The following is a 4670-nucleotide window of genomic DNA, read 5'->3' as shown; positions in this document are numbered from 1 at the left end:
AGGAAAGCGCCAAGCTCCAGGCTCTGCAGACGAAGCAGCAGCTGGGCGTCCAGGCCCTCTCGATCGCGAACCAGTCGTCCTCGATCCTGCTCGGCCTCTTCCGTTAAGGCCAGGCGCCGCGGAGCCCCCGGGCTCCGCGGGCCGTCAATCGCGTCGGCGGGCAGGGGAGACCTTGCCCGCCGTTCGCCCTGATCTGGAGCGCTGCACGCACGTTCAGCGAAGGGAGAAATGGACAGAAAGCTCGCGGCCGTCGCGCCCGCGCCCGAGTCCGGAAGGCCCCAGCTTCAGACCGCGCCGCCCGCCAAGAGCGAGCCGCCGGTCGCCAAGGGCCCGGATCCGGTCGAGATGCGACTGGTCATAGAAGTGGATCAAGCCAGCGGCTCGTTCGTCTACAAGACGATCAACCGGCTCACCGGAGAGGTCATCCAGCAGCTGCCCAGGGCCGAGGTCCTGAAGCTCAAGGATGCCGGCCAGTACGCGGCCGGGACCGTCATCCGAACCAAGGCCTGATCCTTAAAGGGCGCGTCGCCCCCGCGCGCACCTAGGACAAATTGTCCCGACCGCCCCAGGCAGGCCTGGCGGCGGCGAACGTCGTTAATGTTGTTAACCATATTGGAACCAGCGCTTCCTAGCTTGAAGCCACGTCCTGGATGCGAGTCGCAGCCGAGGGCGTCCCGCCGCTAGGAGAGCGTCATGACGATCAGCGTCAACACGAACAAGTCCGCGCTGACCGCGCTGCAGAACCTGAACCGGACCAACGATGAGTTGGCCAACGTCCAGAACCGGGTGAACACCGGCCTGAAGATCGCCAACGCGAAGGACAACGCGGCGGTCTGGGCCATCGCCCAGGGCCAGCGGGCGGATATCGGCGCCTTGGGCGCCGTGCGGATGAGCCTCGATCGCGCCCAGTCGATCGCCGAAGTGACGATGACCGCCGGCGAGACGATCTCGGATCTGCTCGTGGACCTGAAGTCCAAGGTGGTGGCGGCGATGGACACGTCGCTGGATGCGGCCTCGCGCACGGCGCTCGATTCGGACTTCAAATCGCTCCTGCGCCAGATCCAACAAGTCACCTCGAACGCCTCGTTCGACGGCGCCAACCTCCTGGACGGCTCGGTCGGGGCGAACATCCAGTTCCTGGCCAACGCCGAGGCGACGCAGCGGATCACGCTGTCCACCCAGAACATGTCGCTGGGCGGCGCGATCATCACCATCGCGGCCGGCGCGTCGATCTCGACGGTCACCAACGCGACCGCGATCCTCGGCAGCCTCAACACCTCGATCACCCAGGTGAACCAGGCGCTGGGCAACCTGGGTTCGCAGGGCAAGCAGATCGAGGCTCACCTGGGTTTCGTCTCGAAGCTGACCGACGTGCTCGAGGCCGGCGTGGGCAACCTGGTCGACGCCGACCTCGCGAAGGAAAGCGCGCGCCTGCAGGGCCTTCAGGTCCAGCAGCAGCTCGGCGCGCAGGCCCTGTCGATCGCCAACCAGGCGCCGCAGATCGTGCTGCAGCTCTTCCGCGGCGGATAAGCCAGCTCAAGTTTCCTTTGGGGCGTAAGAGAGAGCCTGGGCGCCGGCCGCCCGGGCTCCTTTTCTTGTGGTCCTTAGCAAGCCGTAAACGATCCTTGCCGCAAGGTTGCACGTGGCGGACTAGCTAGCCGCCGAAGAGCGCCATGGTCACACCGATCGACACGAATCTGCTGCTCGGCATCTACAACACCCGCGCCGGTGTTGGCGGTTCGTCGCTGGCCAGCGGTTCGAGCTCCAACAAGCGCGTGGCGCCGACGGCTCCCTGGACTCAGGAAACCACGGCGGCCGAGGCCAGCGCCGCCGTCAAGGGTGTGCTCGCGGGCCGCAAATTCATCAACGAGAGCGCCGCCCAGCTCGACCTCGCCGGCGCCAGCCAGGACTATCGCAAGCTCTTCGCGCTCTATCAGGGCCTGTCGGTGTTGAATGGCCTCGTGGAGCAGATCCAGAAGAAGGGCCTGAGCAGCGCCGAGAAGTCCCGGATCCAGAGCACCTTCGCCAAGGGACTGAGCGAGGTGATGGCCTATTCGAAGGCCGCCGATCTCGACAAGGTCCGGCTGACCTCGGGCGAGGTGGCCACCTCCGCCAAGACCACTGTCCCGGTGCAGGCCAACAAGCAGGAATACGTCACCACGCCGATCTTCGCCGGCACCAGCGCCGACGCCGTGCCGCAGTTCGCCGGTAACGTGAAATTCTCCATCGCGGTCAAGCGCTCCGGCGTAACGTCCAACATCGAGATCGATCTCAACGACGTCGTCGGCACCCGCTCGATGGCCAATGTGGTCAACTTCATCAACGGCAAGCTGGAGGCCGCGGGCGTCGATACGCGCTTCGCCACCCAGCGCCTGCCGGGCGCCGAGCGCACGATCCAGGCGGGCGGCCAGACGATCAAGCTGGGTCCCGGACCGGACCAGTGGGCCTTCAAGATCAAGCCGGGCGGCGAGACCGTGACCTTCAGCGCGGCGGCGACCGAGCCGGCGGTCTACATGACCCAGGCGATCGGCGATCCCAACCCCGACGGCAAGGTCGACACCAACGACGGCGTGATCAGCCAGCAGCTGCTGAAGTTCCAGACGGCGACAACCACGGTCGATGCGCCGGTGGCGGGCCAGAACGACGCCAACTGGGTGGACGGACGGGCCTTCGCCAAGACGCTGAGCCCCGAGATCGCGGCCGTCCGCGCCACCAAGGTCGGGCCCGACGGATCAGTCTACTTGCTGGCCGACGTGACCAAAAAGACCGGCGGCCAGGAGATCAAGGGCGAGCAGGACGTCGCCCTGCTCAAGTACGATTCGGCCGGCAATCTGCTCTACACCCGCACGCTCGGCGCCTCGGATAAGGCTTCGGGCCTGGGCCTTGCGGTGGCCGCCGATGGTCGCGTGGCGATCGCAGGCTCCGTGGTCGGTGGCCTGAACGGCGCCCAGGAAGGCGCGATGAACTCGGGCCCGAGCGGCGCCTTCGCCGACCAGACCGACAGCTTCGTGACGGTGTTCAACGCCGAGGGCGAGGAAATGTGGACCCAGCGGCGCGGCGCGCGGCTGGCCGACGAAGCGAGCCAGATCGTTTTCGGCGACAACAACATGGTCTATGTGGCCGGCCGCTCGAAGTCCGCGTTGCCGGGCGCCACGAGCCTTGGCGACTGGGACAGCTACATCGAGGGCTTCGGCCCCCCGTCCACCGACCCCATCACCAAGGGCAAGGTGCCGGCGACCTTCACTCAGAGCTTCGGCTCCGCCGGCGCCGACCGTCCCGCCGGCATGGTCCTGGACGGCACGAACCTGATCACCGCCAGCGTCGAGGACGGGCGCGCAGTGCTGCGCCGCTTCGACATCTCGTCCGGAACGCCGGTGCTGACGTCGACCCGCGACCTGGGCGACCTGCAGGGCGGGGACATCGTTGGGCTGTCGCTGGACGGCGGCGATGTGGTGATCGCCGGCTCCACCTCGAACGGGGCGCTGGCCGTCGGCAGCACGACGAAGGCGCTCTCGGGCGGCGTCGACGCCTTCGCCGCGCGGATTCCGAAGGACCTCAGCGCCGGCGGCACGCTCGCCTACTACGGCGGCGCCGGGGACGACCGCGCCACGGCGCTCTCGGTTTCGAACGGCCAGGTCTATGTCGCGGGCTCGGCCGGAACCGATCTGCCGGGCCAGCCCCCCGTGGGCAAGAAGGACGGCTTCCTCGCCCGCATCGATATCGCGACCGGCAATGCGGACTGGTCGCGGCGCTTCACCGGCAAGGAAGGCTACGCGACGCCCGGTTCGCTGGCGGTCGACGCCACCGGCGCCAGTTCGCTGGACCGCCTGGGCCTGCCCAAAGGCACGCTCGACTTCACGGATTCGCAGAAGATCACCGCGGCGAGCAGCCTGCGCGCTGGCGAGCAGTTCACCGTGCGCTCCGGCACGGGGCGGGCTCAGACGGTCACCATCGACGCCGATGACACGCTCAACACCCTGGCGACCAAGATCAAGCGCGCCACCGGCTTCCAGGCCAAGGTCGCGGTCACCACCTCGGGTGGTGTGCGGAAGCTGACGGTGACACCGCTCAACAATCGGACGGTGATCGAATTCGGCGCGGGCAAGGTGAACAAGGACGCGCTTGAGTTCCTGGGCATCCCCGAGGGCATCGTCCGCAACACCGTGATCAGCGACAAGGGCGCCTCGGTGCCCGCCGACGGCAAGGGCCAGATCTTCGGGCTCGGCCTTGAGGCCGACCTCAAGCTGGACACGGCCCTGGAGATCGCCCACTCGGCCGCCGACATTGCCAACGCCATGGGCGTCGTGCGCAAGGCCTACAAGGACCTGGTCGCGCAGGCGACGCCGCAGAGTCAGCAGGCCGCCGCCGCCGCCGCTGCGGCCGCCGCCACCGGCGAGGTGCCGGCCTATCTGAAGAACCAGCTCGCCAACTATCAGGCCGCGCTCGCCCGCTTGGGCGGCTAGACGGCTTGAACCCGGGCCGCTGGGGGGCTAGCGAGACGTCATGGAGACGACGCCTCCGGCCCCCGACCAGCCATCCGACCCGAAGCCGCCCCGCCGCGGTCCGCCCTTCGTCGTACTCGGCGGCCTCGGCGCGCTCGTCGCAGGTGGCGTGATCGCCTGGGCGCTGGTGTCCGGCGATCGCGCCACCTGCGACGAGCGCGCCGAGGC

The 4670-nt window shown here is 68.1% G+C and carries 3 protein-coding genes and 1 pseudogene; all 4 read left to right on the top strand.

Annotation, left to right across the window (positions count from 1 at the left end; genetic code table 11):
* Nucleotides 1-107: pseudogene (locus AX721_RS27275) on the top strand (flagellin); the annotation flags it as partial.
* A 121-nt stretch (nucleotides 108-228) separates the two neighbouring features.
* The gene (locus AX721_RS07950) at nucleotides 229-510 is read left to right on the top strand and encodes a flagellar protein FlaG (RefSeq protein ID WP_068875482.1); all 282 of its coding nucleotides are present in this window, start codon (nucleotides 229-231) and stop codon (nucleotides 508-510) included.
* Between the two features lie 183 nt (nucleotides 511-693).
* Nucleotides 694-1530 (top strand): flagellin, encoded by an 837-nt coding sequence (locus tag AX721_RS07945; RefSeq protein ID WP_068875481.1) that lies wholly within the window; start codon nucleotides 694-696, stop codon nucleotides 1528-1530.
* 143 nt (nucleotides 1531-1673) lie between these two features.
* Nucleotides 1674-4463, top strand: a complete 2790-nt coding sequence (locus AX721_RS07940) for a hypothetical protein (protein ID WP_068875480.1) — start codon at nucleotides 1674-1676, stop codon at nucleotides 4461-4463.
* Nucleotides 4464-4670: the final 207 nt, after the last annotated feature.

It is taken from the genome of Phenylobacterium sp. CCH9-H3 (assembly GCF_001557235.1).
Classification (GTDB): domain Bacteria; phylum Pseudomonadota; class Alphaproteobacteria; order Caulobacterales; family Caulobacteraceae; genus Phenylobacterium.
The sequence above is the reverse complement of the archived record's forward strand: the minus strand, read 5'-3'. Positions and strand labels throughout refer to the sequence as shown.